We start from the raw sequence: 24,775 nt of genomic DNA on the forward strand, positions 1-24,775 counted from the left end.
AAACTGAGGCTTCTTTGTCCTGCCTCAGAGGTATCCGCGATGCTGTTCAAGAATGTCCTGACCACCACGGCCCTGCTCGCTTCGCTGTTCGCCGCATCTTCGGTTTTCGCCCACGCCCACCTGAAAAGTGCAACGCCGGCCGCCGACAGCACCGTCGCCGCACCGGCCGATCTGCGCCTGACTTTCTCCGAAGGTGTCGAAGCCAGTTTCACCAAAGTCAGCCTGACCCACGATGGCGCCCCGGTCGCGATCAAAGCGCTGACCACCGAGAACGAAAAGAAAACCCTGATCGTCACTCCCGCCGCACCACTCGACGCCGGTGAATACAAAGTCGAATGGCACGCGGTGTCGGTCGACACACACAAGAGCGAAGGCGCCTACACATTCAAGGTCGGCCAATAATTCATGAGTGAGGCGCTGGTGCTGTGTCGCTTTGTGCATTTCAGCGCGGTATTGATGGTGTTCGGCGCCTGGCTGTTCCGGCCGCTGCTGCTCAAGGCGCCCGTGCCGACACTGGATCGGCATCTGACACAACTGGCGCGCTGGCTGACGGCGATTGCGCTGCTCAGCGGTGTCACCTGGGCGCTGTTGATCACCGCAAGCATGGCCGGCTCGGCGGCGGCCGCGTTCGACCCGGACACCATTGAAGTGGTGCTCGGCAATACCTTTTTCGGGCAGGTCTGGCGCTGGCATCTGCTGATCAACGCGCTGTTGCTGGCGTTGTTATTTACGCCTTGGCGATCGAGCGTGCCGTTGCGCCTGGGCTTGAGCGGATTGTTGCTGGCGACGCTGGCACCGGTCGGTCACGGTGCGATGCTCGATGGTCTGAGCGGGCAACTGCTGATTCTCAACCAGATCATTCACCTGACGTGCGTGGCCGCATGGCTCGGCGGATTGTTGTTGCTGGTGTTGATCCTGCGTCAACCTGGGGAAGCGATGAGCCGGATCCTGCAACGCTTCAGCGGTGTCGGTTACGCGATCGTTGGGGGGCTGCTGATCACCGGGCTGATCAACGTGCGCGTGCTGACTGGCCAATGGTGGCCGACGCCCTTGTTCGCCGGGTTTGCCTTGATTCTGCTGATCAAGGCCTTGCTGGTGGCAGGCATGCTCGCCCTGGCGCTGTTCAACCGCTTGCGGATTGATGATTGCGAACAGCGGATGGGCGCGCTCAAGCGCAGTGTGGTGCTGGAGTGGTTGTTGGGGATCGGTGCGGTTGCCGCCGTGTCGCTACTCGGTACCCTGCCGCCGATGATTGCAACCTGAAAGCGCCGCGACTCCCTTGTAGGAGTGAGCCTGCTCGCGATAGCGGTATATCAGTGAACACCTCAGTGACTGACATAACGCTATCGCGAGCAGGCTCACTCCTACAGGGGATCTGTGGAGGTCAATGCGGTTGTGTGTCGCCCGCTGCAGTATCGATGCTGACCACCACCGACATCCCCGGTCGCAGGCGTTCCTCTTCCTGCTGGCCCTCATCAATGGTGATCCGCACCGGCACTCGCTGGGCGATTTTCACGAAGTTGCCGGTGGCATTGTCTGCCTGCAACAGAGCGAATTCCGAACCTGTGGCCGGTGAGATGTGCTGCACATGGCCGGTGAATCTGCGGTGGTTCAGCGCATCGACGGTGAAGCGCACCGGCTGCCCGACCCGCACGTTGTCCATCTGGGTTTCCTTCATGTTGGCGATCACCCATTTCTGGTTCGGCACCAACGCCATCAGTTGCGCCCCGGAGTTGACGTAAGCGCCCAGGCGCACGCCGATCTGCCCGAGCTGGCCGTCACGCGGGGCGACGATGCGGGTGTTCGACAAATCAATTCGCGCCAGTTGCACCGCCGCTTCAGCGCTGGCAACTGCCGCTTCCAGCGAGCCGCGATTGACGATCACCGTTTGCAGGTCCTGACGGGCGATTTCCAGGTTGGCCTTGGCCTGCGCCACCGCCGCAATGCCCTGCGCGTTGGCCGCCAGGGCCACGTCCATTTCGCGCTTGGACACCGAACCGTCCCTCACCAGCTCCCTGTTACGGCGCAGATCCGCCTCGCTTTTGCGCAACTGCGCTTCACTGTCGGCCACCACCGCCTGACGCAGCTTGATCGTCGCTTCGGCGCTGTTGCGTTGCTGCACCACATTGGCCAGCGAGGCCTTCTGCACTGCCAGTTGCGCCAGTGCCTGGTCGAGGTGCTGCTGATAAATCCGGTCGTCCAGGCGCACCAGCAAATCGCCGGCCTTCACGTACTGGAAGTCCTGCACCGGCACTTCAAACACGTAACCGCTGAGTTGCGGGCCGATGATCGTCACCTGGCCGCGCACCAAAGCGTTTTCGGTGGTCTCGACCGCGCTGCTGAACGGCGGCAACTGCCAGGCGTACAGCACGATCAGCACGCCGACGATGGCAATCGCGGCAAAGCCCAGCGACGAGATGACCCGCACCCGCAACGAGCGTGGCTCGGTGTTCGGCGAGGACGGCGGCGCCACGCCTTCCGGGGTGGCGGCGATGGCATTGGTGGTTGTGGTGGTCGGTTCGGTCATGAATTGGAGGCACCGCTAGGAGGTACGGAAGGCGCTGGGTCGACGGCTTTGGTGGTGCTCATCAGCCACAGCGCACGAATGGACAGCCAGATCATGGTCAGCACCGCAATCACGGCGATCAGCATGAACACATCGTTATAGGCCAGTACGTTGGCTTCGCGGGTCGCCGCGTTGGACAGACTGCGAATCCCGGCCAGATTGCGCAGGCTCGGGTCGGCCAGCAAGGAGCCATAGGCCGAACCGCCGCTCTGCACGCGGGCAGCCACCAGCGGATCGGACAACGTCAGGTGCTCGACCAGATGACTGGAGTGGAATTTCTCGCGCACGATCTGGAACGTGCCCAACAACGCCGCGCCGAGCAAGCCGCCGAGGTTGTTGCAGATCCCGAACAACACCGAAAAACTCACCAGGTTGCGCGGGTTGGTCAGCACGTTGCGCGTGCCGAAAACCATGGTCGGGCCGAGGAAAAACGTGCTGCCGAAGGCCAGCAGGAACTGACTGAAATACAGGTTCGCCGGGCGGGTCAGGTTATTGGAAAAACTGTCCATCACCGAACCGGTCGCCATCAGCGCCAGCGAGATGATCAGCGGCATCAGCAGGTGCTTGGGATCGATGGTCAGCGCGCTGGTCGCCAGCCCGGCAACGCTGCCGATCAGCATCACCACGTACAGGCTGTGCAACTGCTCATAACCCATGTTGAGGTTCTGCATGAAGCCGACGGCGCCGGTGGACTGCTCCGAGGTCACCATGCGAATCAGGGTCACCGCCAGCGCCAGGCGGATCATCGTGCCACTGCCGAGCCAACGGGTCATCAGCATCGGGTTGCTGCGATTGTGCTCGATCGCCAGGCCCGCGAGGATCAGGGCAATCGAGGCCGCCAGCGCATAGCCGATCCAGTTGGCCTCCAGCCACCAATCGATCCGCCCCAGCGACAACACCGCGCAAAGCAGTGCCACGCCGCTGGCGAGAATCGCGAAGGTGAGAAAATCCAGCGGTTCGAAGGTCTTGAAGCGGTCACCGGGCGGCAACTTGAGCAACAGCACGCAGCCCAGCGACAGCAAAGCCATGCCCAATTCGAACAGGTACAAGCCGCGCCATTCGGCAATCTGCAGCAAGTCCTCGGAGAACAGGCGCGCCAGCGGCAAGGCCAGTTGTGAGGCGCCGAGCCCGAGCACCAACGCCTTCAGCCGCCACTTGGCCGGGAACGCCTGGATCATGTAATACAGACCCAGCGAACTCAGTGCCGCACCGACCATGCCGTGCGCCGCACGCACCGCGATGGCCGAGCTCAGGTCGTTGACGAACAGGTGGCCGAAGGTCACCAGCGCATACAGCACCAGAAACACTTCGGTGAATGCACGCAGGCCGAACTGCTGACGAAACTTCACCAGCAGCAGGTTCATCGACACGTTGGTCATCACGTAGGCGGCCGGCAGCCAGGCCATCTCCGCCGTAGTCGCGCCGAGCGCGCCTTGCAGGTAAGGCAGGTTGGCGACCACCAGCGAGTTGCCCAAACCACCGGTCACCGCCACCAGCAACCCGACCAGCGCATAGGCCAGGCGCTTGGGGTTGGAGTGCAGCGGCGTCGAGGGGGAACCGGGCAGACTGGGCTTCTCGTGTGGCTGCCAGTTGCGCGGGGCGTATCGATCCATTGAAAGGCCTTGTTTGGGGATGTCTGAGTTTGCCGCAATCAACGACAAAACACACATCCCCTGTAGGAGTGAGCCTGCTCGCGATAGCGCAGTGTCAGTCAGCATCAATGTTGAATACTAAACCGCTATCGCGAGCAGGCTCACTCCTACAGGGTCAGATGTCGGGCCGGTTTTTTGTATCAGGCGCGCAGCAGCATGTAGGCCGCGACCACCAGGCACACACTGGCAAAGCCCACCTGCAATGTCCGCGCCGGAACCCGGGCGCAGAGTTTGCGGCCGATGATCATGCCGACGATGCTGGCGACGATGAACGCCACGCCAAGGCTATCTATGCGCACTCCGGCATGGAAGGAGCCGATCACGCCAATCGCGGAAATCAGGCTGATCACCATCAACGACGTCGCAACGATCCCGCGCATCTGCACGTCGGTCAGTTGCTTGAACGCCGGGACGATGAGGAAGCCACCACCGACGCCGAGCAGTCCCGACACCACGCCCGTGACCGCGCCCAATGCCGCCAGTGTCGCGGTGCATTTGGCGGTCCAGTCGAAACGCCCGGTCTCTTCATTCAGCATGCAGTTTTTCTGGCCCCAGCTCGCGTGGCCGTGATCGCTCGGCCCTTCGTGCTGACGCTCACGGCGCAGCATGCGCCAAGCGACCATGACCATCAGCAGGCTGAAGAGGATCATCAGAATCTTCTCAGGCAACTGGTGCGCGAAATAAATCCCCACCGGCGAAAAAACCGCACCGAGCGCCGCAATCAGCAGCGCTGCGCGATAGCGCACCAGCCCATGGCGCAAGCCATCAATCGCCCCGACCGCCGCCGCACTGCCGACCGCGAACAACGCGACCGGCGCCGCTTGCGTCATTGTCCAGCCAAGGCCCAGCACCAGCGCCGGCACCGCGAGAATCCCGCCGCCCGCCCCGGTGAGCCCGAGAATCAACCCCATCAACACGCCAAACAGACTTGCCAGCAACATAGGATTTACTCAGTCAACCTTGGACAGACCGGTCAGCCACTCGCGGCCCTTGAGCATGCCGTTCCAGTAGAACCACGGCAGCAGCGTCGCCTTGAGAAACCACGCCGAGCGGCGCGGCACGGTCGCATCGAGCGCGAAGGTCGGCAGCAACTTCCCGCCGTAGCCGAACTCGGCGAGGATCACCTTGCCCTTCTCCACCGTCAGCGGGCAGGAACCGTAGCCGTCGTACTTCAGCGGCATAGGCTTTTGCTTGCGCAACGCCAAGAGGTTTTCCGCGACCACCACAACCTGCTTGCGCACGGCCGCCGCGGTTTTCGCGTTGCTGGTGCCGCAGATGTCGCCAATGGCGAACACTTCCGGGTAGCGCAGATGCTGCAGGCTGTGCGGGTTCACTTCGCACCAGCCGCCAGCGTCGGCCAACAAGCTCTGAGCGATGAAATCCGGCGAGACCTGCGGCGGCACAACATGCAGCAGATCGAAGCTTTTCGCCTGTGTGGTGACGTTGCCGTCAGCGTCCTTGATCTCGAACCACGCGGTTTTCGCCGGGCCGTCGACCTTGACCAGGTTGGCGTTGAAGGCCAGTTGCGCGTTGTACTTTTCGATGTACTTCATCAGTGGCGGCACGAAGGTCGCGACACCGAACAGCGCCGCGCCGGCCAGGTTGAATTCGACGTCAATGTTGTTCAGCACGCCGGTTTTGCGCCAGTGATCGCACGACAGGTACAACGCCTTCTGCGGTGCCCCGGCGCATTTGATCGGCATAGCCGGCTGGGTGAACAGTGCTTTACCGCCGCGCAGTTTCTGCACCTGATCCCAGGTGTACTGCGAATGCTGATAGCTGTAGTTGGACGTCACGCCGTGCTGGCCGAGGCTTTCCTGCAAGCCTTCGATCTTCTCCCAGGCCAGACGCAAGCCGGGACAGACGATCAGGTTCTGGTAGCTGACGCGGCGTTGATCGTTGAGGGTGAGTTGGCGTGTGTCGGGATCGACCGCAGTCACCGCCGCTTGAATCCAGGTGGCCTGACGCGGCATCACCTGGCCCATCGGTCGTGCGGTGTCCTTGACGTCATAGGCGCCACCGCCGACCAGCGTCCACGCCGGTTGATAGTAATGCTGGGCGCTTGGCTCGATCACGGTGATTTTCAGAGTGGGATCACGCTTGAGCAGACTGGCGACGAAGCCGATGCCGGCGGTGCCGCCGCCGATGACCACGATATCTGCACTGATGGATGGGCCCCAGTGTTGATCGTTCATTGCTTGTTCCTTATTGCTGCACGCAAGGATTTCTTGGCCTTCACATAAAACCAATGTGGGAGCGGGCTTGCTCGCGAAAACGGTAGATCATTCAACATTAATGTCGACTGATACGACGCCTTCGCGAGCAAGCCCGCTCCCACAGGGGATGGAGGTGTTAGCTGACATTTATTGATGGCCCAGACTTTTCAGCACCGCCCCGCAATACAGCCCGGAGAGGGTCTTCATCACCTGAATCACTTCAGGACTGGCCAGACCGTAAAAGATGTACTTGCCTTCGCGACGAGTCGCCACCAGGCCTTCATCGCGCAGGATGCCCAGTTGCTGGGACAGCGTCGGCTGGCGCACGCCGGTCATTTTTTCCAGCTCGCCGACGTTGCGCTCGCCCTGAGTCAACTGGCAAAGGATCAACAGGCGATCCTCATTGGCCAGCGCCTTGAGCAGCGCACAGGCCTTGGAGGCGGACGCCCGCAACTGGGCGACTTCACATTCGGTCAGACTGGATTGCATTTGCACGATGCCTTAAAGGTCACTTAAGCTGCGAACATTATGTTTTTAGATAAAGTGTTGCAACCCATTTCCCTTGTTCAGGTTGGTGTCCATGCCCGCGCAGATTGAAGCTTTCCTCGACCCCGCCTCCTCGACCTACAGCTATGTGGTCTATGAAGCCGATGGCGGGCAGTGTGCAATCGTCGATCCGGTACTCGATTACGACGGCGCCGCCGGGCGCACCTGCACGGTGCAGGCCGACAAAATCATCGCTTTCGTCCGTGAACACCGCTTGCAGGTGCAATGGCTGCTGGAAACCCACGCCCACGCCGATCACCTGTCAGCCGCGCCGTACCTGCGCCGCGAACTCGGCGGCAGGATCGCGATCGGCCAGTCGATCAGCAAAGTGCAGAACGTGTTCAAGGCGCTATTCAATCTGGAACCGGAATTCTGCGTCGACGGCTCGCAGTTCGATCACCTGTTCGCCCCGAACGAGTCGTTCATGATCGGCAACCTCAAGGCCACCGCCCTGCACGTCCCCGGCCACACCCCGGCGGACATGGCCTACCTGATCGATGGCGAACAGATTCTGGTCGGCGACACGCTGTTCATGCCTGACGTCGGCACCGCCCGCTGCGACTTCCCCGGCGGCAACGCGCATCAACTGTTCAACTCGATCCACAAACTGCTGGCCTTCCCTGCCAGTGTGAAACTCTACGTTTGCCACGACTACCCGCCCGAAGGCCGCGAGTCACAGTGCCAAACCACCGTCGGTGAGCAGTGCAGAAGCAATATTCATGTGCATGACGGGATCGATGAGGCGGCGTTTGTCGAGATGCGTACCAAGCGCGATGCCGGGCTAGGCATGCCGACACTGTTGCTGCCGGCGATTCAGGTGAATGTACGGGCGGGGAATTTTCCGGCGGCCGAGGACAATGGTGTGGTTTACCTGAAGATTCCGATCAATTCCCTATAGGAAAAAATCCCTCGCACGGCTACAGGATTATTTTTCCTACGAACGCTGGCGATAGCGATGAACTGGTGAAAATCCTGCCAGCGATCAAACTCCATTGGGCAAACATTCAATGGAGCTTTTCGCAATATGGATATTCGTCGCAATCACCGAGACATGACCCCGCAACAGAAATCCGCGTTCATCAACGCCATCCTGATCCTGAAAAACAACGTCGACAGCGTGCTGCGACCCGGCGAGCAAAGCCGTTACGATGATTTTGTCCAGATCCACAAAAATTCGATGGGGCTCGGCAATCCGCTCATTCCCAATCCGCATCAAAGTCCCCTGTTCTATCCGTGGCATCGAATCCTGCTCCGTCAGTTCGAGCGGGCTCTGCAGCTCGCCGCCAATGATCCGGGCATCACCCTGCCTTACTGGAACTGGCAACTGACCGGGGCCGACAACCCTTTCACCTCGAATTTCATGGGTTCAAACGGCGACGGCCTGCAAGAACAGCGCGTCACCAGTGGCCCGTTTTCCAATGAGCAGTCCCAATTTGTTGTAAGGGTCTGGGACGAAGGCACGGGTAACCCCGGCATTCTCCGCAACCTTGGAGCATCCGGCGTGCTGCCCACGCCGCTGCAGGTCATCGCCACGCTCAACAGGACGCCTTACTGGCTGGAACAAAGTGGCTGGGAGAACGTCTCGGAAAGCGAACTGCACAATCCGGTACATGCCTGGATAGGTGGCAGCATGGCGCAAGCGACCTCTCCCAACGACCCGATATTCTTCCTGCACCACTGTTATCTCGACCTGTTGTGGGAGCGCTGGAAACATCAACATCCCACCACACCGGGGTTTGCCAGCGCGGCTGGCTTGCCGGACATGAGCGACACGCTGCTGGTTTTCCATCCAGTCAATGAACCGCCGCCCTGGGCAGAAACCTATACCGTTCAACAAACCCTCTACACCAGTGAACTCGACTACCGTTACGACGAGATATGACGCTCAACTGCCCAAGGTCAACCCATTCGCCGGCAACGGCAGTGCCGTCTTGTAACGCACCTGCTTCAAGGCAAAACTCGACCGGATGTTCGCCACCCCCGGCACCTTGGTCAGAAAGTCCATCATGAACCGCTCCAGCGACTGAATGGTCGGCACCAGCACCCGGATCAGATAGTCCGGGTCGCCGGCCATCAGGTAGCACTCCATCACCTCGGGGCGGTCGGAGATCGCCTCTTCGAAATGTTGCAACGCTTCCTCGACCTGTTTCTCCAGGCTGACGTGAATGAACACGTTTACGTGCAGGCCCAGCAGATCGGCATCCAGCAGCGTCACCTGTTCGCGAATCAGGCCTAATTCTTCCATCGCCTTGACCCGGTTGAAACACGGTGTCGGCGACAGGTTCACCGAGCGCGCGAGGTCGGCGTTGGTGATGCGCGCGTTCTCCTGAAGGCTGTTGAGAATGCCGATGTCGGTACGGTCCAGTTTGCGCATGAGACAAAACCACCTGTTTTTTATGTTTATGCAGATTTTCTATCTGCAAATCGTCTCCAGCGCAACGAAACAGAGAGAAATATTCTTCTTGGCCGGGCCTATGATTGTTGTAGGACAAGATTTCTTTCACCCAAGAATGATTGCCAGCTCACTACAAGAAATTCACAAGATCGAGCGTAGAAGCCATGACCCAAGCGTATGAACCGCTGCGTCTGCACGTCCCTGAACCCTCGGGCCGCCCAGGCTGCAAAACCGACTTCTCCTACCTGCATCTGACCGATGCCGGCACGGTGCGCAAACCTTCCATTGACGTCGAACCTGCCGACACCGCCGACCTGGCGCGTGGGCTGATTCGTGTGCTCGACGATCAGGGCAACGCCCTCGGCCCCTGGGCTGAAAACGTGCCGGTCGAGATCCTGCGCAAGGGCATGCGCGCCATGCTCAAGACGCGGATCTACGATAACCGCATGGTGGTCGCCCAGCGCCAGAAAAAAATGTCGTTCTACATGCAGAGCCTTGGCGAGGAAGCCATCGGCAGCGCCCAGGCCCTGGCCTTGAACATCGACGACATGTGCTTCCCGACCTACCGTCAGCAAAGCATTCTGATGGCCCGCGAAGTGCCGCTGGTCGACCTGATCTGCCAACTGCTGTCCAACGAGCGTGATCCGCTCAAGGGCCGGCAGTTGCCGATCATGTACTCGGTCAAGGACGCCGGCTTCTTCACCATCTCCGGCAACCTCGCGACCCAATTCATTCAGGCCGTCGGCTGGGGCATGGCTTCGGCGATCAAAGGCGACACCAAAATCGCCTCGGCGTGGATCGGTGACGGCGCCACCGCCGAATCGGACTTCCACACCGCCCTCACCTTCGCTCACGTTTACCGCGCGCCGGTGATCCTCAACGTGGTCAACAACCAGTGGGCGATCTCGACCTTCCAGGCCATCGCCGGGGGTGAAGCCACCACTTTCGCCGGACGCGGCGTCGGTTGCGGCATCGCCTCGCTGCGGGTCGATGGCAACGACTTCTACGCGGTCTACGCCGCTTCCGCCTGGGCTGCCGAGCGCGCCCGGCGCAACCTCGGCCCGACCATGATCGAATGGGTCACTTACCGCGCCGGCCCGCACTCGACCTCCGACGATCCGTCGAAATACCGTCCTGCCGATGACTGGAGCCACTTCCCGCTGGGCGACCCGATTGCCCGCCTGAAGCAACACCTGATCAAGGTCGGCCACTGGTCGGAAGAAGAGCACGCCGCCGTCAGCGCCGAACTCGAAGCCGAAGTGATTGCCGCGCAGAAACAGGCCGAACAGTACGGCACCCTCGCCGGCGGGCAGATTCCAAGCGCCGCGACCATGTTCGAAGACGTCTACAAAGAGATGCCGGAGCACTTGAAGCGCCAGCGTCAGCAGTTGGGGATCTGACATGAACGATCACAACAACAATATTCAGTTGGAAACCGCCATGACCACGACCACCATGACCATGATCCAGGCCCTGCGCTCGGCCATGGATGTGATGCTTGAGCGTGACGACAATGTGGTGGTGTTCGGTCAGGACGTCGGCTACTTCGGCGGCGTGTTCCGTTGCACCGAAGGCCTGCAGACCAAGTACGGCACCTCGCGGGTGTTCGACGCGCCAATCTCCGAAAGCGGCATCGTCGGCGTGGCCGTGGGCATGGGCGCTTACGGCCTGCGTCCGGTGGCCGAAATTCAGTTCGCCGACTACGTCTACCCGGCTTCCGACCAGATCATTTCCGAAGCGGCGCGTCTGCGTTATCGCTCGGCCGGCGAGTTCACCGCGCCGATGACCCTGCGCATGCCCTGCGGCGGCGGGATCTACGGCGGCCAGACCCACAGCCAGAGCATCGAGGCGATGTTCACTCAGGTCTGCGGCCTGCGCACCGTCATGCCATCCAACCCGTATGACGCCAAAGGCCTGCTGATCGCCTCCATCGAAAACGATGACCCGGTGATCTTCCTCGAGCCGAAACGCCTGTACAACGGCCCGTTCGACGGCCACCACGACCGTCCGGTAACCCCGTGGTCGAAACACCCGCAAGCCCAGGTGCCGGACGGTTACTACACCGTACCGCTGGACGTTGCCGCAATCACCCGTCCGGGCAAGGACGTGACCGTGCTGACCTACGGCACCACCGTCTACGTCTCGCAAGTCGCCGCTGAAGAATCCGGTGTTGACGCCGAAGTCATCGACCTGCGCAGTTTGTGGCCGCTGGACCTGGAAACCATCGTCAAGTCGGTGAAGAAAACCGGTCGCTGCGTGGTGGTCCACGAAGCCACCCGCACCTGCGGTTTCGGCGCCGAACTGGTGTCGCTGGTGCAAGAGCATTGCTTCCATCACCTGGAAGCGCCGATCGAGCGCGTCACCGGTTGGGACACCCCCTACCCGCACGCGCAAGAGTGGGCGTATTTCCCAGGGCCGTCCCGAGTGGGCGCGGCGTTGAAACGGGTCATGGAGGTCTGAATGGGCACGCACGTTATCAAGATGCCGGACATCGGCGAAGGCATCGCAGAAGTAGAACTATCGCAGTGGCACGTCAAGGTCGGCGACCTGGTGGTTGAAGATCAGGTGCTGGCGGATGTGATGACCGACAAGGCGATGGTCGATATTCCATCGCCGGTACACGGCAAGGTGATTGCGCTCGGCGGTCAGCCGGGTGAAGTGATGGCGGTCGGCAGTGTGCTGATCAGCATTGAGGTTGAAGGTGCCGGCAACTTGAAAGAGTCCGCCGCGCCAGCACCTGTTGCCGCGAAAGAGCCCCCTGCTGCAGCGAAAGTTGAAGCGGTAGTCGAAAGTAAACCTGCTGCCGCTGCTGCACCGCGTCCGGCTCCGGCTTGCCAGGGCCCGATGGTTGCCCGTGAAGCCGATGAACGTCCGCTGGCCTCGCCGGCCGTGCGCAAACATGCGCTGGATCTGGGCATTCAATTACGTCTGGTACGCGGCACCGGCCCGGCCGGTCGCGTGCTGCACGAAGACCTCGACGCTTATCTGGCCCAGGGTCAAACGAACGCTTCGGCGCCGGCAGCCGCCGCGTACGCCCAGCGTCACGATGAGGAGCAGATTCCGGTAATCGGCATGCGCCGCAAGATCGCCCAGCGCATGCAGGACGCCACGCAGCGTGCCGCGCACTTCAGCTACGTCGAGGAAATCGACGTCACCGCGATTGAAGAACTGCGCGCGCACCTCAATGAAAAACACGGCGCCAGCCGTGGCAAGTTGACCCTGCTGCCGTTCCTCGTCCGCGCACTGGTCGTGGCTCTGCGCGACTTCCCGCAGATGAACGCGCGTTACGACGACGAAGCCCAGGTGATTACCCGCCTCGGCGCGGTGCATGTCGGCGTCGCCACACAAAGCGATGTTGGCCTGATGGTACCGGTGGTGCGTCACGCCGAAGCGCGCAGCCTGTGGGACAGCGCCGCCGAGATCTCGCGTCTGGCTAACGCCGCACGCAATGGCAAGGCCAGCCGCGACGAACTGTCCGGCTCGACCATCACCCTGACCAGCCTCGGTGCGCTGGGCGGCATCGTCAGCACGCCGGTGCTGAACCTGCCGGAAGTGGCGATCGTCGGCGTAAACAAAATCGTCGAACGCCCGATGGTCGTCAAAGGCCAGGTGGTGATCCGCAAGATGATGAACCTCTCCAGCTCCTTCGATCACCGCGTGGTCGACGGCATGGACGCGGCGCTCTTCATCCAGGCCATCCGTGGTCTGCTCGAACAACCCGCGACCCTGTTTGTGGAGTGATGCCATGCAAACCTTGAACACCACGCTGCTGATCATCGGCGGCGGCCCCGGCGGTTACGTCACGGCAATACGCGCCGGACAACTGGGCATTTCGACGATTCTGGTCGAAGGCCAATCGCTGGGCGGCACTTGCCTGAACATCGGCTGCATTCCATCGAAAGCGTTGATTCACGTGGCCGAGCAGTTCCACCAGACCCGCCATCACAGCGAGCATTCGGCGCTGGGCATCAGCGTCTCGGCACCAACCCTCGACATCAGCAAGAGCGTCGAGTGGAAGGACGGCATCGTTGATCGCCTGACCACCGGCGTTGCCGCGTTGCTGAAAAAGAACAAGGTTCAGGTCATCCATGGCTGGGCCAAGGTGGTTGACGGCAAAACCGTCGAGGTCGGCGACACGCGCATCCAGTGCGAGCATCTGGTGCTGGCCACCGGTTCGACCAGCGTCAACCTGCCGATCCTGCCGATCGGCGGGCCGATCATCTCCTCCACCGAAGCACTGGCGCCGAAGTCCGTGCCGAAACGCCTGGTGGTGGTGGGCGGCGGTTATATCGGTCTGGAGCTGGGCATTGCTTACCGCAAGCTCGGCGCCGAGGTCAGTGTGGTCGAGGCGCAGGATCGTATCCTGCCGGCCTACGACGCCGAACTGACCCAGCCAGTACACGAAGCACTGAAGCAACTGGGCGTGAAGCTTTATCTCAAGCACAGCGTGCTGGGTTTCGACGGCACCTTGCAGGTGCGTGAGCCGAACGGCGACACCCTCAATCTGGAAACCGATCAGGTGCTGGTGGCGGTGGGTCGCAAGCCGAACACTCAAGGCTGGAACCTCGAAGCGCTGAACCTGGACATGAACGGCTCGGCGATCAAGACCGACAGCCGCTGCCAGACCAGCATGCGCAACGTCTACGCCATCGGCGACCTGAGCGGCGAACCGATGCTCGCGCACCGCGCCATGGCTCAGGGCGAGATGGTCGCCGAGCTGATCAGCGGCAAATCCCGCGAATTCAACCCGACCGCCATCGCCGCCGTGTGCTTTACCGACCCGGAACTGGTGGTGGTCGGCCAGACCCCGGACGAAGCCAAGGCTGCGGGGCTGGACTGCATCGTTTCCAGCTTCCCGTTCGCTGCCAATGGCCGGGCGATGACCCTGGAATCGAAAAGCGGCTTCGTGCGCGTGGTCGCGCGTCGCGACAATCATGTGATTGTCGGCTGGCAGGCGGTCGGGGTTGGCGTATCCGAGTTGTCGACCGCGTTCGCGCAAAGCCTGGAAATGGGCGCGCGCCTGGAAGACATCGGCGGCACCATTCATGCGCATCCAACCTTGGGTGAAGCGGTGCAGGAAGCAGCGCTGCGTGCTTTGGGGCATGCGTTGCACCTGTAAACGCTGAACCCCTGTGGCGAGGGAGCTTGCTCCCGCTGGGCTGCGAAGCGGCCCCAAACCCAGCCACCCCTGTGCACCTGAAGCACCGCGGTGTCCGGTTTTACCAGTGCTGCGCACTGGAGCGGGAGCAAGCTCCCTCGCCACAAAAGAGGTGAAACATGCAGGAATGAAGGGGGTTTAGTAAGCAAGCTACTATTTTTGCCATCCCTCCATCGTCCGGGCTGCGAAACCGCTCAAGAATGAAGTATTGTTGTGCCCATCCAAAAAAACGTCAGAAGCCTTGAACCGTTTCGACGGTTGTTCAGTGATAGAGGGTGTCATGGGTAACGAAAGCATCAATTGGGACAAGCTGGGTTTTGACTACATCAAGACCGACAAACGCTATCTGTCGTACTTTCGCAATGGCGAGTGGGACAAAGGCACCCTGACCGAAGATAACGTGCTGCACATCAGCGAAGGCTCGACTGCCCTTCACTATGGCCAGCAGTGCTTCGAAGGTCTGAAGGCTTATCGTTGCAAGGACGGCTCGATCAACCTGTTCCGTCCCGACCAGAACGCCGCTCGCATGCAACGCAGCTGCGCTCGCCTGCTGATGCCGCACGTGTCGACCGAGCAGTTCATCGAAGCGTGCAAGGAAGTGGTTCGCGCCAACGAGCGCTTCATCCCGCCATACGGCACCGGCGGCGCGCTGTACCTGCGTCCGTTCGTGATCGGTGTGGGTGACAACATCGGTGTGCGTACCGCTCCGGAGTTCATCTTCTCGGTGTTCGCGATCCCGGTCGGCGCCTACTTCAAGGGCGGCCTGACGCCGCACAATTTCCAGATTTCCAGCTTCGACCGCGCCGCCCCACAAGGCACCGGTGCGGCCAAGGTCGGTGGCAACTACGCCGCCAGCCTGATGCCGGGCTCCCAGGCCAAGAAAGCGCACTTCGCTGACGCCATCTACCTGGATCCGCTGACCCACAAGAAGATCGAGGAAGTCGGTTCCGCCAACTTCTTCGGGATCACCCACGACAACAAGTTCATCACTCCGAACTCGCCATCCGTGCTGCCGGGCATCACCCGCCTGTCGCTGATCGAACTGGCGAAAACTCGTCTGGGCCTGGAAGTGGTGGAAGGCGACGTGCTGATCGACAAGCTGTCGGACTTCAAGGAAGCCGGTGCTTGCGGTACCGCTGCGGTGATCACGCCGATCGGCGGGATCAGCTACAACGACCACCTGCACGTGTTCCACAGCGAAACCGAAGTCGGCCCGGTCACCCAGAAGCTCTACAAAGAGCTCACTGGCGTACAGACCGGCGACATCGAAGCGCCAGCGGGCTGGATCGTCAAGGTTTGATCTGACGGCCGCTGATGCACAAAAGCCCCCCATCAAGTGATTGATGGGGGGCTTTTTCGTAGTGATGATAAAGATCAAAAGATCGCAGCCTTCGGCAGCTCCTACAGATGGAATGCGATACCCATGTAGGAGCTGCCGCAGGCTGCGATCTTTTGATTTTCTATTTCAAGGCAATCCGCTTGCCGCCCCGCGCGGCAATCCCGCTGGCCTGTCCGTTCTGCTGCTTCCCCATCCGCGCCTGGGTGATCAATCCGGGAATCAACTCCCCTTCCGGCAGATTCTTCCAGAACCGTACCGGCAAGTGCCCCTGCATGACTTTCTCGTTCAACCGCGCCGGGTTGAAGATGTGGCTGTAGTACGTCAGCCACAACTCGCCGTGCGGGTCATCAATGTTCTGCGCCAGTTGCTGCCATTCCACCGGGCACTGGCGCTGATGGATCAGTCGCTCGCCATCGTAATAAACCCCGTCACGAGGCGTGGCGATCAACCAGCGGTGGCGGCCCATCCGTCCGATGAAATGCTCGCTGGCACTGTGCAGAATGTCGTGGGCCGGTTCGTGCCACGCCACATATTGCGGGCCTGGCTGATCCTGCGGGCGTTCGATGAAACGCACGAACGCATGCAAATGGTGGGCTTCGCGCTGCACCTGCTTGATCCGCCGCTGCAACTCGCTGCCGAGTTTGTCGCCGGCCATCATCGCCGTGCGATCGCCATGGCTGACTCGCCACAGCACTTCATACAACAGACTCCAGCGCTGGTCACCCCGGTAGCGTGCAGCTTGTTCCAGGGTATCGAGCAATGCACGGGGGATACGTGCCTGAAACGGCCCCTGCCCCTCCGGCACATGTACGTCACTGGCAAACAGATCGCTCACCCCTTCCGATGCCCAACTCACCAGACTCGGGTCGACTTCATGGCTGAGCAGCCAGCGCGCCTGCTGGCGCCAGGTGTCGAACAGGTCGTCGCAATCGAGATTGATCATCCCCACAACCCCATCTGCTGCGGCTGCGGCCGGTCGCGCAATTGCTGGTAGAGCATCTGGCTGGTGACTTCGGCCTGTTGCGGGTGGTAGTCGCTGGTGATGATGAACGGCTTGGCTTTGGCCAACACACAGCGCATGCGTGCCACGTCTTCATAGCGGATGCGCCGTTGCTGGCGCAATTGCACCAGACGTTCGGTGGTGCGCAGGCCGATGCCGGGAATGCGCGCGATCAGCGCCGGTTCGGCGCGATTCAGATCCAGCGGAAACACTTCGCGATTCTGCAGCGCCCAGGCCAGCTTCGGATCGATATCCAGCGCCAGATTACCCGGGCCTTTGAGCAGCTCATCGGCGCTGTAGCCGTAACTGCGCAAGAGGAAGTCGGCCTGATACAAACGATGCTCGCGCATCAGCGGTGGCGCGGCCAATGGCACGCTTTTCGGGCTGTCGGGAATCGGGCTGAAGGCCGAATAGTAGACCCGGCGCAGGCGGAAATTGCCGTACAAGGCCTGGGCGCCATGCAGGATCGTGCTGTCGTCGGTGTCATCGGCGCCGACGATCATCTGCGTGCTCTGCCCGGCCGGGGCAAATTTCGCCGAGCGCGGCTCGTTGAGCACGGTCTGCTCGCCGGTGTAGATGGTGTGCATCGCCTGCTTGATCGAGCCGATGTGTTTCTCCGGGGCCAGGGTTTGCAGGCTGGCATCGGTGGGCAGTTCGATATTGACGCTGAGGCGATCGGCGTACCGTCCGGCCTCCTCGATCAATGCCGGATCGGCCTCGGGAATGGTCTTGAGGTGAATGTAGCCGCGAAATTCATGCTCTTCGCGCAGCAGCTTCGCCACACGCACCAGTTGCTCCATGGTGTAGTCCGCCGAGCGGATGATCCCGGAGCTGAGAAACAGTCCGCTGACGCAGTTGCGTCGGTAGAAATCCATGGTCAACGTCACCACTTCCTCGGGGGTGAAGCGTGCACGCGGTACATCGCTGGAGCGGCGGTTGACGCAATACTGGCAGTCGTAGAGGCAGAAGTTGGTCAGGAGGATTTTCAGCAACGATACGCAACGGCCGTCCGGCGTATAGCTGTGGCAGATGCCCATGCCGTCGGTCGAGCCCAACCCGCTCTTGCCCTCGGAGCTGCGCTTGGGCGCACCGCTGCTGGCGCAGGAGGCGTCGTACTTGGCGGCGTCGGCGAGAATGCTGAGCTTGTCGATGAGTTGCATGGCGAAGACTCGATACTGGTTATGCGTACAGTATCGAGTCTATTGGATTGGCACAAGGTGCAAATACAGGATCCTACAAAGGTGCGCGGTTACCTGTAGGAACTGCCGGAGGCTGCGATCTTTTGCTCTGCGCGTCTAATGGCAACTCAAGACCAAACCGCAGGCCCATTTCCTTTCGCCCCGCCACGGTCAGTGCCAGCGCCCGACTGTCCAGATCCTGCGTCACCCACTTGCGTTTCAGCACCATTTGCAACAACGCCGCCCCCAGCGAACCGCCCAGATGCGGCCGGCGCATGCTCCAGTCCAGGCACGGGCAGGCAAACTTGCGGCGCAAGGTGCTCAAGTCCTGCACCTCAATCCCCAAGCTCGCAAACAACGCCTCGCCACTGTCGCTCAAGCGATAAGCCCGCTCATCGGTTTCCACCAGCCACCCCGCCTCAAGCATACGGTCGTGCAGCAACACCGCCAGCGTTCCGGCCATGTGGTCGTAGCAGGTACGAGCGAATTGCAGGCGATCCGGGGTGTGCGGTTTGAAGATCGGCGCGGCGTTCTGGCCGATCACCATCAACGCTTCCAGCGCCTGGGCCACGCGCTGATCGGCGAGGCTGTAATAGCGATGGCGGCCCTGCACATGCAAGCGCACCAGGGCCAGATCCTTGAGCTTGGCCAGGTGCGCACTGGCGGTGGAGGCGCTGACCTCGGCGACGGCGGCCAATTCCGTGCTGGTGCGGGCGTGGCCGTCCATCAGCGAGCAGAGAATTTTCGTGCGTGCCGGTTCGGCAATAGCGGCGGCCACCTGTGAGATGCCGATGTCTTGATGTTCTGCGTGCATATTTCGCTCCCCGACGAATCGTCGTCGCTGCGAACTGAAGATACTCGCATCACTTTCCCGACGACAAGGCTGTGAACCATGGACCCGATCATCGCTGCGACGCATGCCGATCCCTATCCCTACTACGCCAAACTGCGCGCCGAGGGCGGACTGACCTTTGATCATGGATTGAAACTGTGGGTCGCCAGCAGCGCCCGCGCGGTGAGCGCAGTGCTGACGCATGCCGACTGTCGGGTGCGACCGCTGCAGGAACCGGTGCCCAAGGCGATTGCCTCGGGGATGGCCGGCAAGGTGTTCGGGCAGTTGATGCGGATGAACGATGGCGAACGTCAGCGCTGCCCGCGCTCTGCGGTGGAACCGGCGCTGCAGTTGATCGATGACAACCTGGTACGCACGCTGGTGGCGGCGCGATTGATGACGGCGGACGCCGATGGCTTATATAAGGCAATGTTTCGCGGCCCGGTGTGCGTGGTCGCGGCGCTGCTCGGCTTCACCCCGACGCAGGGCCGCGCCATCAGTGAGCTGACCGCGGATTTCGTCGCCTGCCTGTCGCCGCTGAGCAATGACCTGCAACTGGCGGCGGCGCATGCGGCGGCGGAGCAATTGCACGGCTATTTCATCGAGTTGCTGGCCGAAGCCGATAGCGTTTTGCTCAAGGCTATCGAGCAGCGCTTTGCAGGAGACGAAGAAACCCTGATCGCCAACCTGATCGGTCTCTGTTCGCAGACGTTTGAAGCGACTGCCGGGTTGATCGGCAATGCATTGATTGCGCTGCGACGTCAGCCCGAATTGCGCCATGCCGCAGTGGACGCACTGTTGGCCGAGGTTCAGCGCTTCGATCCGCCGGTGCAGAACACCCGGCGCTTTGTCGCAAAGACTTGCGAGATCGATGGCGTGCGGCTTGAGGCCGGTGAGGTGATTCTGCTGCTGCTGGCCTCGGCCAACCGCGATCCTTTGTTGAATGCAGAGCCCGAGCGGTTTCTGCTGGATCGTCCTGACCGGCGCAGTTTCAGTTTTGGCAGCGGGCGGCATCTGTGTCCGGGGCAGACGCTGGCGTTGAGCATTGCCGCTGCGACTGTCAGAGAAATCCTCGATCAGGGTGTGAATCTGCAACAACTGACGTGGCATTACCGCCCATCCCTCAATGGGCGGATTCCACTGTTCAGCGCGGTGCAGCCTTAAGCGTTGCGCAGCTCGATGGTCAGGTGCGACAGCTCATGCACCGGCGCCAGCCGTTCGCGAATAGCCTCCGCCGTCACGCCCGCCGCCGCGACCACACTGACAATCGCCGCCCGCGCCTGCGGGCCAACCTGCCAGACATGCAGATCGCTGATGCGCACATCGTCCGAGGTTTCCAGCAGCTCGCGGATCTCCGCAGCCACCGGTTCGTCGGTGGTGTCGAGCAGCACCGCGGCGCTGTCGCGCATCAGGTTGTAGGCCCATTTCGCGATAACAATCGAGCCGACAATCCCCATCACCGGATCCAGCCATACCCAACCGAGATAGCGCCCGGCCAGCAACGCGGCAATCGCCAGCACCGAGGTCAGGGCATCGGCCAGTACATGGACGTAGGCCGAGCGCAGGTTGTTGTCGTGATGGTGGTGATGATCGTGGCCGTGGTCATGCTGATGGCCGTGGTCATGGCCATGATGGCCCATCAGCAGGAAGGCGCTGAGGACGTTTACGCCCAACCCGACAATCGCGATCACGGTTGCTTCGCCAAACGCCACAGTGGTCGGTTCGAACAATCGAAAAATCGACTCGCCGGCAATGCCAAGCGACACCAGCCCCAGCACCATCGCCGAGGCAAAACCGGCCAGATCGCCGACCTTGCCGGTGCCGAAACTGTAGCGACGGTTGTTGGCGTTGCGCCGGGCGAAACCATACGCTGCGGCGGCGATGCCCAACGCCCCGGCATGCGTTGCCATGTGAAAACCGTCGGCCAGCAAAGCCATGGAACCGGTGAGGTAACCGGCGGCGATCTCGCCGATCATCATCACAAACGTCAGCGCCACCACCCACAAGGTGCGGCGGGCGTTTTCATCGTGGGACGCGCCGAGAAACTGGTGATCGTGGCTGAAACGGTCAGCGCTTGGGGTCAGGCTCATGATGCTGGTGCTCTATTTGGAATAACGGCGGATGGCTTGCAGCAGATCTTCGGCGCCCTGGGCACGCTGTTCGTCAGTGAGGTCGGGATGCGCCACATGTTCACGGGTGTGGGCCTCGATGAACTGCTCCATCAAACCGTTGACCGCCCCACGAATTGCCGCCACCAGGTGCAAGGTCTTGGCGCAATCGGCATCGCCCTCCAGCGCTTTTTCAACGGCCTGCACCTGCCCGGCAATGCGCCGCACGCGGTTCAGCAGTTCGTCTTTATGTTCATGAATGTGCGACATACCTATACCCCCTACCCCTATATGGCGGGCATGGTCGCCGATGGCTCGGGCAATCGCAAGTTCGGTGAGAATTCAAAGGATGAACGGGATGCTGAAAGCGGCCTCAATCCCTTTATAGCAGCGAGCCTGCTCCCATGATTGTCCGGTGGTGCGCTCGAGTTCATCGTCCAACACAAATCCCCCGGTGGGAGCGGGCTTGCTCGCGAAGGCGGTGTGTCTGCTAACAAAGATGCCGGATGTGCCGGCCTCTTCGCGAGCAAGCCCGCTCCCACAATTGTCCGGTGGAGTGCTCAGGTTCATCGCCCATCACAAATCCCCTGAGGGAGCCAGCCTGCTGGCGATGGCAGCCTGAAAAACGCAGCATCATTTCAGCATCATCCAAGAGGCTACATCGCCTTGCGCCTTTGCCTACAACTACGCCAGAATCCGCCGGCTTGTGCGGTTTGGGGGGCATCGGTAACTTGGTTCGCGTCACTGAATGGTCAGTGATCGGGTTTAGTCGCTCGGTTGTCTCACATTTCGTAAAGCATCCATACATTCAGGCCGCTCGTACGCCTGAACTCAATGGTGGCTGTGCGCAGGGCGCCTTCGGGCGCGCCGGAGATTGTGAGACCACCGGTCGACTAACCTGCGCATAGCTGCCTCTCTCTTCGTTTAGTCGCGATGGTGGGCAGCCTCTATATAAAGGTCTCGCAAATGTTCAAAGTCACACCAAATCCGCCAGAAGCGAACGCAATACCTGACCCGGAATCAACATCCCCCTACTCCGACCCCAATTCCAGAAAACTCCACGAAGCCGCCGAACGCGCCCTCGATCACTACCTGAAACCGCAAGCCCCGCCCGAGCGCAAACCCAGCCACATGTTCGTCGTCGCCCCGAACATGGACAACGAAGAACTGCTGGCCCACGCCTGCGAATCCATGGCCTCGGCCAGCATCATGCTCAGCGACTTCGCCGGCCTGCTCGACGCGCCCTACCGCAACACCGTGCTCGGCATCCAGCAAGTAGTCATGCTCGGCGAACTCGCCGTGAACCGCGCCCTCGACAACCTCGAGCCCCCGATCAGCAATTGAAAAAGCGTCCCTGTGGCGAGGGAGCTTGCTCCCGCTCGACTGCACAGCAGTCGAAAATCCGGATCCGAACCGGATCGATGGGGCTTGGGGTCGCTTCGCAACCCAGCGGGAGCAAGCTCCCTCGCCACAAGGAAAACGACGCAAAGGAGAATTTCACATGGCCAATAAACCAGATGACCACGTCGTCGCCGCATTAGTCGCCATGGGCCTCAACGAACGGGATCGCCGCTGGGCGCAGAACGCATGCCTGGTGTTGTTTGAAAGCGAGCAGGAAACAATTGTGGCCTCGGCCGTGAACGCTCTAGGGAAACTTGATGGGCTTGAAATGGAGGCTGTGCTGCCAGCGCTACAGCGGGTGAAATGCCGATTTCCGTCACTTGCAAAGACAGTGGCTGAGATGCTAGACGCGATGGCAATTGCAGCCTGAGTGATCGCGTGATCGTTCTTCGCGAGCAGGCTCGCTCCCACTTTGGATCGGCGTTGTAGTCGAGCTTCACGAACGACAGAGATCAGCTGTAGGAGCGAGCCTGCTCGCGAAGACGCCCTTTCTGCTATCGAATATCCGAAGGTCAAACCCGAGAAAACAGGCTAACCCATGAAGAGTTACTCACCCGACGCCAAGTGCCTTTTCAAGCGTCTGCTCGCCTGACTGATGCGCACACTTACTCAGTCAAGTCTCAACGATTTACTTAACGGGTGATAAGTTAATTAAGCGTAAGCGTCCGGGGAAGGCACATTGCGAAGCGCTAAGCTGTAATCCTTTAGGATTGAGGTCTCAGCATGGAATGCCACGTTCGCCCCGCCACGAGCAGAGATGCAGCAGCGATAAGCCGCGTAGTTATCACCACCCTGCGGGAGTCAAATTCACAGGACTATCCGCCTGATGTGATCGCTCAGGTTGAGCAGAGCTTTTATCCTGAAGCCATCACCACACAGCTTACGAAGCGTAAGGTCTTCGTAGCCTTATTGGGCGAAAACATTATCGGTACTGCCGGTCTCGACGGTGATGTCGTCAGAAGTGTTTTCGTTGACCCAGCTCACCAAAAAAGGGGTATCGGGCGGTACTTGATGGATTTCATTCATACAACTGCTGCCAGCGCAGGTATTGGAACTGTACGTGTGCCATCGTCGATTACAGCTGAAAGATTTTATACCGCGTTGGGTTATCAGAAAATCCGCGACGAGTTTCATGGGGCGGAGCGCACCATCGTTATGGAGAAACGGCTGTAGGATTAGCCCAAACTATTTACCCAGTTCTATCCGGCGATCGAGTTATGCAACAAGCAAGGCAAACGCCTTGGCGAGTTCAACCACGTAACTGGGGAACAGATCGATCCCGCAGCCCCCAAAGATCGACCCAAAACAAGGGGAAGGATATTTATGTTTTTTATGGATTAGCGGTTTTCTAAAAGGTGACGTCGAGGATGACGCCTTAAAATATGAGCTGCAGTCAAACCTCAATTCGAGCCTAAGGTTTTGGCTGTCCTAGGCTGGAAGAACTTTGACGAAAGTCCGGATGGCGAATGGCTGCTTACAGAATCCCAAATTCAACAAATTGCCAAAGAACTGAACGAACAGCGACCGACGGAACTTGACCTGTTAATTGGCGTAAGGGGGTAACGTTGACAATGAGCCTCATCTATCAAGACCCATCACTCAGCCATGATGAAGCCATAAGACATCTTGCCAGCGACCTGGACGAGAATGTCATTTGCGCGTTGGTGTCTATCGGTCTGAATGAAACCGACAGAGCCTGGGCTCAAGACACCTGCCTGAAATATCTCACCAACAAAACCGAAGCGATTGTGGCGTCTGCGGTCACCGCTCTCGGTCATATCGCTCGCCGCCATGGCGAAATGAATACTGAAACCGTCCTGCCCGCGCTCGAAACCGTTCAGAGGAAGTTCCCTGCTCTGAAGGGCATCATTGAGGACACGCTTGACGATATCGACACATTCACCTGACCCGTCAAACGAACACTCAAACTACAGAGATTGGGATGAGGGTCCCCGCCCCTCATCCGGACAGCTTCGACACTTGTTCCTCTCAATCCTCCCGCGTCAAAACCTCCAACAACTCAATCTCGAACACCAGATTCGAATGTGGCGGAATCTTGCCCATCGTCCGCTCGCCATAGCCCAGATGCGCCGGCACCAGCAGTTTGCGCTTGCCGCCCACTTGCATCCCCATCAGTCCCTGATCCCAACCCTTGATCACCCGGCCCGTTCCAATCACGCACTGAAAAGGTTTGCCACGGCTGTGGGAAGAGTCGAACTCGCTGCCGTCTTCCAGCCAGCCGGTGTAGTGGGTGGTGATGAGCGCGCCTTTGACGGCAGCCTTGCCCTCGCCCACTTGGAGATCGATTACCTGCAGTTCATCCGTCATGACATTCACTCAATTGCTTAACTGGCGGCCGTTTTCCCAGAAACGGCAGCAGTTCG

Annotated in this window: 27 protein-coding genes; 15 read left to right on the forward strand and 12 right to left on the reverse strand. The window is 60.5% G+C overall.

Going from position 1 to position 24,775, the window contains the following annotated elements:
• The first annotated feature begins 39 nt into the window (after window positions 1–39).
• A complete protein-coding gene (gene copC, locus JFU48_RS24550; protein ID WP_103520729.1) occupies window positions 40–402 on the forward strand; it encodes a copper homeostasis periplasmic binding protein CopC in 363 nt (120 codons plus the stop codon).
• Between the two features lie 3 nt (window positions 403–405).
• Window positions 406–1,263, forward strand: a complete 858-nt coding sequence (gene copD / locus JFU48_RS24555) for a copper homeostasis membrane protein CopD (protein ID WP_201137951.1) — start codon at window positions 406–408, stop codon at window positions 1,261–1,263.
• Window positions 1,264–1,384: 121 nt separating this feature from the next.
• On the opposite strand, the gene JFU48_RS24560 is transcribed toward copD, so the two are convergent.
• The 5 genes from JFU48_RS24560 to JFU48_RS24580 form a co-directional block, all read right to left on the reverse strand.
• Complete coding sequence (locus JFU48_RS24560) at window positions 1,385–2,527, reverse strand: HlyD family secretion protein (RefSeq protein WP_201137952.1); 1,143 nt, start codon at window positions 2,525–2,527, stop codon at window positions 1,385–1,387.
• Window positions 2,524–4,179 carry an MFS transporter gene (locus JFU48_RS24565; RefSeq protein ID WP_003224008.1) on the reverse strand — a complete coding sequence of 552 codons (1,656 nt, stop codon included), beginning with the start codon at window positions 4,177–4,179 and terminating at the stop codon, window positions 2,524–2,526. The genes JFU48_RS24560 and JFU48_RS24565 overlap by 4 nt, the downstream gene beginning before the upstream one ends.
• Before the next feature lie 179 nt (window positions 4,180–4,358).
• The gene (locus tag JFU48_RS24570; RefSeq protein WP_201137953.1) at window positions 4,359–5,159 is read right to left on the reverse strand and encodes a sulfite exporter TauE/SafE family protein; all 801 of its coding nucleotides are present in this window, start codon (window positions 5,157–5,159) and stop codon (window positions 4,359–4,361) included.
• A gap of 9 nt (window positions 5,160–5,168) precedes the next feature.
• Window positions 5,169–6,413 (reverse strand): NAD(P)/FAD-dependent oxidoreductase, encoded by a 1,245-nt coding sequence (locus JFU48_RS24575; RefSeq protein WP_201137954.1) that lies wholly within the window; start codon window positions 6,411–6,413, stop codon window positions 5,169–5,171.
• A 168-nt stretch (window positions 6,414–6,581) separates the two neighbouring features.
• Window positions 6,582–6,923 (reverse strand): ArsR/SmtB family transcription factor, encoded by a 342-nt coding sequence (locus JFU48_RS24580; protein WP_007965280.1) that lies wholly within the window; start codon window positions 6,921–6,923, stop codon window positions 6,582–6,584.
• A 91-nt stretch (window positions 6,924–7,014) separates the two neighbouring features.
• Between JFU48_RS24580 and JFU48_RS24585 the strand changes: the two genes are divergently transcribed.
• Window positions 7,015–7,878 carry an MBL fold metallo-hydrolase gene (locus JFU48_RS24585; protein ID WP_201137955.1) on the forward strand — a complete coding sequence of 288 codons (864 nt, stop codon included), beginning with the start codon at window positions 7,015–7,017 and terminating at the stop codon, window positions 7,876–7,878.
• A gap of 126 nt (window positions 7,879–8,004) precedes the next feature.
• On the forward strand, window positions 8,005–8,862 hold the full coding sequence (locus JFU48_RS24590; protein WP_201137956.1) for a tyrosinase family protein: 858 nt from the start codon (window positions 8,005–8,007) through the stop codon (window positions 8,860–8,862).
• 3 nt (window positions 8,863–8,865) lie between these two features.
• Here the strand turns inward: JFU48_RS24590 and bkdR are convergent, their stop codons facing one another.
• Entirely contained in the window at window positions 8,866–9,354 is a 489-nt protein-coding gene (gene bkdR / locus JFU48_RS24595; RefSeq protein WP_016985245.1) for a Bkd operon transcriptional regulator BkdR, read from the reverse strand.
• A 185-nt stretch (window positions 9,355–9,539) separates the two neighbouring features.
• Between bkdR and JFU48_RS24600 the strand changes: the two genes are divergently transcribed.
• From JFU48_RS24600 to JFU48_RS24620, 5 genes are all read left to right on the forward strand, one after another.
• Window positions 9,540–10,775 (forward strand): 3-methyl-2-oxobutanoate dehydrogenase (2-methylpropanoyl-transferring) subunit alpha, encoded by a 1,236-nt coding sequence (locus tag JFU48_RS24600; RefSeq protein WP_003224001.1) that lies wholly within the window; start codon window positions 9,540–9,542, stop codon window positions 10,773–10,775.
• A gap of 1 nt (window position 10,776) precedes the next feature.
• Window positions 10,777–11,835 carry an alpha-ketoacid dehydrogenase subunit beta gene (locus tag JFU48_RS24605; protein WP_003224000.1) on the forward strand — a complete coding sequence of 353 codons (1,059 nt, stop codon included), beginning with the start codon at window positions 10,777–10,779 and terminating at the stop codon, window positions 11,833–11,835.
• Complete coding sequence (locus JFU48_RS24610) at window positions 11,836–13,116, forward strand: dihydrolipoamide acetyltransferase family protein (RefSeq protein ID WP_201137957.1); 1,281 nt, start codon at window positions 11,836–11,838, stop codon at window positions 13,114–13,116. It begins immediately after the preceding gene.
• Window positions 13,117–13,120: 4 nt separating this feature from the next.
• Complete coding sequence (gene lpdA, locus JFU48_RS24615; RefSeq protein WP_201137958.1) at window positions 13,121–14,494, forward strand: dihydrolipoyl dehydrogenase; 1,374 nt, start codon at window positions 13,121–13,123, stop codon at window positions 14,492–14,494.
• A gap of 319 nt (window positions 14,495–14,813) precedes the next feature.
• Complete coding sequence (locus JFU48_RS24620; RefSeq protein WP_003223996.1) at window positions 14,814–15,833, forward strand: branched-chain amino acid aminotransferase; 1,020 nt, start codon at window positions 14,814–14,816, stop codon at window positions 15,831–15,833.
• Window positions 15,834–15,993: 160 nt separating this feature from the next.
• Here JFU48_RS24620 and JFU48_RS24625 read toward each other — a convergent pair whose 3' ends face one another.
• The 3 genes from JFU48_RS24625 to JFU48_RS24635 form a co-directional block, all read right to left on the reverse strand.
• Entirely contained in the window at window positions 15,994–16,815 is an 822-nt protein-coding gene (locus JFU48_RS24625) for a TIGR03915 family putative DNA repair protein (protein WP_201137959.1), read from the reverse strand.
• On the reverse strand, window positions 16,812–18,032 hold the full coding sequence (locus JFU48_RS24630) for a putative DNA modification/repair radical SAM protein (RefSeq protein ID WP_003223994.1): 1,221 nt from the start codon (window positions 18,030–18,032) through the stop codon (window positions 16,812–16,814). The genes JFU48_RS24625 and JFU48_RS24630 overlap by 4 nt, the downstream gene beginning before the upstream one ends.
• Window positions 18,033–18,105: 73 nt before the next feature.
• Window positions 18,106–18,864 carry an ArsR/SmtB family transcription factor gene (locus tag JFU48_RS24635; protein ID WP_201137960.1) on the reverse strand — a complete coding sequence of 253 codons (759 nt, stop codon included), beginning with the start codon at window positions 18,862–18,864 and terminating at the stop codon, window positions 18,106–18,108.
• Window positions 18,865–18,942: 78 nt separating this feature from the next.
• On the opposite strand from JFU48_RS24635, the gene JFU48_RS24640 reads away from it, so the two are divergent.
• Complete coding sequence (locus tag JFU48_RS24640; protein ID WP_201137961.1) at window positions 18,943–20,046, forward strand: cytochrome P450; 1,104 nt, start codon at window positions 18,943–18,945, stop codon at window positions 20,044–20,046.
• Here the strand turns inward: JFU48_RS24640 and dmeF are convergent.
• Both dmeF and JFU48_RS24650 read right to left on the reverse strand, forming a co-directional pair.
• A complete protein-coding gene (gene dmeF, locus JFU48_RS24645) occupies window positions 20,043–20,972 on the reverse strand; it encodes a CDF family Co(II)/Ni(II) efflux transporter DmeF (RefSeq protein WP_201137962.1) in 930 nt (309 codons plus the stop codon). The two genes, JFU48_RS24640 and dmeF, sit on opposite strands and share 4 nt — an antisense overlap.
• A gap of 12 nt (window positions 20,973–20,984) precedes the next feature.
• On the reverse strand, window positions 20,985–21,260 hold the full coding sequence (locus JFU48_RS24650) for a metal/formaldehyde-sensitive transcriptional repressor (RefSeq protein ID WP_003223990.1): 276 nt from the start codon (window positions 21,258–21,260) through the stop codon (window positions 20,985–20,987).
• Window positions 21,261–21,956: 696 nt separating this feature from the next.
• Here JFU48_RS24650 and JFU48_RS24655 point away from each other — a divergent pair.
• The 5 genes from JFU48_RS24655 to JFU48_RS24670 all read left to right on the forward strand — a co-directional run bounded on the left by JFU48_RS24655 (window position 21,957) and on the right by JFU48_RS24670 (window position 24,298).
• Window positions 21,957–22,334 (forward strand): DUF6124 family protein, encoded by a 378-nt coding sequence (locus JFU48_RS24655; protein WP_201137963.1) that lies wholly within the window; start codon window positions 21,957–21,959, stop codon window positions 22,332–22,334.
• 157 nt (window positions 22,335–22,491) lie between these two features.
• Window positions 22,492–22,761, forward strand: a complete 270-nt coding sequence (locus JFU48_RS24660; RefSeq protein WP_201137964.1) for a hypothetical protein — start codon at window positions 22,492–22,494, stop codon at window positions 22,759–22,761.
• Window positions 22,762–23,114: 353 nt separating this feature from the next.
• Entirely contained in the window at window positions 23,115–23,564 is a 450-nt protein-coding gene (locus tag JFU48_RS24665; protein ID WP_003223986.1) for a GNAT family N-acetyltransferase, read from the forward strand.
• A 246-nt stretch (window positions 23,565–23,810) separates the two neighbouring features.
• The gene (locus tag JFU48_RS30360) at window positions 23,811–23,954 is read left to right on the forward strand and encodes a pyocin S6 family toxin immunity protein (protein WP_342216051.1); all 144 of its coding nucleotides are present in this window, start codon (window positions 23,811–23,813) and stop codon (window positions 23,952–23,954) included.
• Between the two features lie 8 nt (window positions 23,955–23,962).
• The gene (locus JFU48_RS24670) at window positions 23,963–24,298 is read left to right on the forward strand and encodes a hypothetical protein (protein WP_201137965.1); all 336 of its coding nucleotides are present in this window, start codon (window positions 23,963–23,965) and stop codon (window positions 24,296–24,298) included.
• Between the two features lie 82 nt (window positions 24,299–24,380).
• On the opposite strand, the gene JFU48_RS24675 is transcribed toward JFU48_RS24670, so the two are convergent.
• Window positions 24,381–24,719 carry an FKBP-type peptidyl-prolyl cis-trans isomerase gene (locus JFU48_RS24675; RefSeq protein WP_115990136.1) on the reverse strand — a complete coding sequence of 113 codons (339 nt, stop codon included), beginning with the start codon at window positions 24,717–24,719 and terminating at the stop codon, window positions 24,381–24,383.
• Window positions 24,720–24,775 lie beyond the last annotated feature (56 nt).

The sequence above is a fragment of the Pseudomonas sp. TH49 genome, assembly GCF_016650625.1.
GTDB classification, from domain to species: domain Bacteria; phylum Pseudomonadota; class Gammaproteobacteria; order Pseudomonadales; family Pseudomonadaceae; genus Aquipseudomonas; species Aquipseudomonas fluorescens_H.

Coding starts and splice junctions, on each gene's coding strand:
- copC (WP_103520729.1), top strand. CDS start 40: ATGCTGTTCAAGAATGTCCTGACCACCACGGCCCTGCTCGCTTCGCTG.
- copD (WP_201137951.1), top strand. CDS start 406: ATGAGTGAGGCGCTGGTGCTGTGTCGCTTTGTGCATTTCAGCGCGGTA.
- JFU48_RS24560 (WP_201137952.1), bottom strand. CDS start 2,527: ATGACCGAACCGACCACCACAACCACCAATGCCATCGCCGCCACCCCG.
- JFU48_RS24565 (WP_003224008.1), bottom strand. CDS start 4,179: ATGGATCGATACGCCCCGCGCAACTGGCAGCCACACGAGAAGCCCAGT.
- JFU48_RS24570 (WP_201137953.1), bottom strand. CDS start 5,159: ATGTTGCTGGCAAGTCTGTTTGGCGTGTTGATGGGGTTGATTCTCGGG.
- JFU48_RS24575 (WP_201137954.1), bottom strand. CDS start 6,413: ATGAACGATCAACACTGGGGCCCATCCATCAGTGCAGATATCGTGGTC.
- JFU48_RS24580 (WP_007965280.1), bottom strand. CDS start 6,923: ATGCAATCCAGTCTGACCGAATGTGAAGTCGCCCAGTTGCGGGCGTCC.
- JFU48_RS24585 (WP_201137955.1), top strand. CDS start 7,015: ATGCCCGCGCAGATTGAAGCTTTCCTCGACCCCGCCTCCTCGACCTAC.
- JFU48_RS24590 (WP_201137956.1), top strand. CDS start 8,005: ATGGATATTCGTCGCAATCACCGAGACATGACCCCGCAACAGAAATCC.
- bkdR (WP_016985245.1), bottom strand. CDS start 9,354: ATGCGCAAACTGGACCGTACCGACATCGGCATTCTCAACAGCCTTCAG.
- JFU48_RS24600 (WP_003224001.1), top strand. CDS start 9,540: ATGACCCAAGCGTATGAACCGCTGCGTCTGCACGTCCCTGAACCCTCG.
- JFU48_RS24605 (WP_003224000.1), top strand. CDS start 10,777: ATGAACGATCACAACAACAATATTCAGTTGGAAACCGCCATGACCACG.
- JFU48_RS24610 (WP_201137957.1), top strand. CDS start 11,836: ATGGGCACGCACGTTATCAAGATGCCGGACATCGGCGAAGGCATCGCA.
- lpdA (WP_201137958.1), top strand. CDS start 13,121: ATGCAAACCTTGAACACCACGCTGCTGATCATCGGCGGCGGCCCCGGC.
- JFU48_RS24620 (WP_003223996.1), top strand. CDS start 14,814: ATGGGTAACGAAAGCATCAATTGGGACAAGCTGGGTTTTGACTACATC.
- JFU48_RS24625 (WP_201137959.1), bottom strand. CDS start 16,815: ATGATCAATCTCGATTGCGACGACCTGTTCGACACCTGGCGCCAGCAG.
- JFU48_RS24630 (WP_003223994.1), bottom strand. CDS start 18,032: ATGCAACTCATCGACAAGCTCAGCATTCTCGCCGACGCCGCCAAGTAC.
- JFU48_RS24635 (WP_201137960.1), bottom strand. CDS start 18,864: ATGCACGCAGAACATCAAGACATCGGCATCTCACAGGTGGCCGCCGCT.
- JFU48_RS24640 (WP_201137961.1), top strand. CDS start 18,943: ATGGACCCGATCATCGCTGCGACGCATGCCGATCCCTATCCCTACTAC.
- dmeF (WP_201137962.1), bottom strand. CDS start 20,972: ATGAGCCTGACCCCAAGCGCTGACCGTTTCAGCCACGATCACCAGTTT.
- JFU48_RS24650 (WP_003223990.1), bottom strand. CDS start 21,260: ATGTCGCACATTCATGAACATAAAGACGAACTGCTGAACCGCGTGCGG.
- JFU48_RS24655 (WP_201137963.1), top strand. CDS start 21,957: ATGTTCAAAGTCACACCAAATCCGCCAGAAGCGAACGCAATACCTGAC.
- JFU48_RS24660 (WP_201137964.1), top strand. CDS start 22,492: ATGGCCAATAAACCAGATGACCACGTCGTCGCCGCATTAGTCGCCATG.
- JFU48_RS24665 (WP_003223986.1), top strand. CDS start 23,115: ATGGAATGCCACGTTCGCCCCGCCACGAGCAGAGATGCAGCAGCGATA.
- JFU48_RS24670 (WP_201137965.1), top strand. CDS start 23,963: ATGAGCCTCATCTATCAAGACCCATCACTCAGCCATGATGAAGCCATA.
- JFU48_RS24675 (WP_115990136.1), bottom strand. CDS start 24,719: ATGACGGATGAACTGCAGGTAATCGATCTCCAAGTGGGCGAGGGCAAG.